This is a genomic window from Synergistaceae bacterium, from assembly GCA_012728235.1.
GTDB lineage: Bacteria > Synergistota > Synergistia > Synergistales > Synergistaceae > JAAYFL01.
The window spans coordinates 1-1,687 of sequence record JAAYFL010000145.1; the positions used below are offsets into that span (position 1 = coordinate 1).

The window sequence follows — 1,687 nt, forward strand, 5'->3', positions numbered from 1 at the left end:
GTTATGGGTCTAGACTTAGTAAAATCTATAAAGTCATCTATAATTACCACATCTCCTGGTTCATAATTTTTATTACAAGAACCAACCGCTGCAGTAGCAAATATATAATCTACCCCTATTTCTTTTAAAGCCATCATATTGGCTCTGTAATTTATAAGATGTGGCGGCACAGAATGACTATGACCATGCCTGGCTAAAAAAACTATATCTTCTCCGTCAATATTTACAATATCTAATTTTACTTGTCCATACTTTGTCTCTACTATTTTTTCTCTCTTATTGTCACCTGTACTGTAAACTCCAGTACCTCCGATTATAGCTTTCATATACCTATCACCTCTTATTTTAACTTTCTTATATTTTCTTTGTATGGAGCTTTAACTATACCTTTTTCTGTTATAATCCCAGTAATATTTTCATGGGGAGTAACATCAAAGGCCGGATTATAAACATCTATTCCTTCTGGCGCTATCCTTACTCCATTTATATGGGTTACTTCTTCAGAAGATCTTTCCTCAATTTCAATGCCATCTCCTGATTCCATTTCAAAGTCTATAGTTGTTGTAGGAGCAACTATATAAAATGGTACATCATATGCTTTAGCTATTACAGATAACATAAATGTTCCAATTTTATTGGCAGAGTCTCCGTTGTTTGCTACCCTATCTGCTCCAGTTAAAATTACATCTACTTTCCCATCCCGAATTAGAGTTGCTGCTACACTATCTGCTATAAGTTTAGCCGGAATCCCTTCTTGCATAAGTTCCCATGCAGTTAATTTTCCACCTTGAAGTCTAGGTCTTGTTTCATCAGCATAAACAAATATATCTTTTCCTGTATAGTGTGCTTCTCTTATAACTCCAAGAGCTGTTCCATAGGCTACTGTAGCCAGGGCCCCAGTGTTACAGTGAGTTAAAATTCTAGCTCCCTGCTTTATTATTTCATTACCATGTTTTGCCATAGCCTTATTGGTTTCAATATCTTCATTGAATATATTGTTTGCTTGTTCTTTAATTTTGTTGTAGATTTCTCTTAGTTCCAAATCCTTGTTTTCTTCTATCAAAGCTCTCATTTTACTTATAGCCCACATTAAATTTACAGCTGTTGGTCTAGAATTGTATAACTGTTCCAAAGCTTTTTCCATCTCTTTGAAAAATTCTTCCTTTTCTAAGTCTATAAATTCTTTAGCAGCTAATACTACCCCATAAGCTGCAGTAGCTCCTATGGCCGGTGCACCTCTAACCACCATATCGTGTATAGCAAAATCAACATCCCTAAAATCTTTACATTCAAATATTTCATACTCTGTTGGTAATTTCCTTTGATCAATCAGATACAATACATCATCTTTAAATTCAATTGTTTTAATCTCTGCCATTTTTAGTCCTCCTTAACTTGTCCATAAGTTTTAAATTTCTCCATCATTCTATCCATTTCTTCATTTGGAATTATAACCGGTTCTCCTATAGCCTTTGTTCTGCAATATAATTCTGCACAATACTCTATTTCTTCGGTAATATTAAAGGCATTAGCTATATCTTTAGCCCCGCATAGGAGACCATGATTTGCCAATAATACAGCATACCTATCTTTCATAGCTTGAAAAGCATTTTCGGCTAATTCCTTAGTCCCATAGGTTGCATAATCTGCACACCTAACATTTTTACCTGCCAGGGCTAACATATAA

At 34.7% G+C, this 1,687-nt stretch carries 3 protein-coding genes; all 3 read right to left on the bottom strand.

All coding sequences use genetic code 11. The annotated features are described in order from the left end of the window. On the bottom strand, nucleotides 1-326 hold a 326-nt coding region (locus tag GXZ13_07675), incomplete at its 3' end, for an S-methyl-5'-thioadenosine phosphorylase (GenBank protein ID NLX75682.1). Nucleotides 327-340: 14 nt separating this feature from the next. Further along, on the bottom strand, nucleotides 341-1,378 hold the full coding sequence (gene mtnA, locus GXZ13_07680) for an S-methyl-5-thioribose-1-phosphate isomerase (GenBank protein NLX75683.1): 1,038 nt from the start codon (nucleotides 1,376-1,378) through the stop codon (nucleotides 341-343). Between the two features lie 2 nt (nucleotides 1,379-1,380). Then, on the bottom strand, nucleotides 1,381-1,687 hold a 307-nt coding region (locus tag GXZ13_07685), incomplete at its 5' end, for a fuculose phosphate aldolase (GenBank protein ID NLX75684.1).

Coding starts and splice junctions, on each gene's coding strand:
- mtnA (NLX75683.1), bottom strand. CDS start 1,378: ATGGCAGAGATTAAAACAATTGAATTTAAAGATGATGTATTGTATCTG.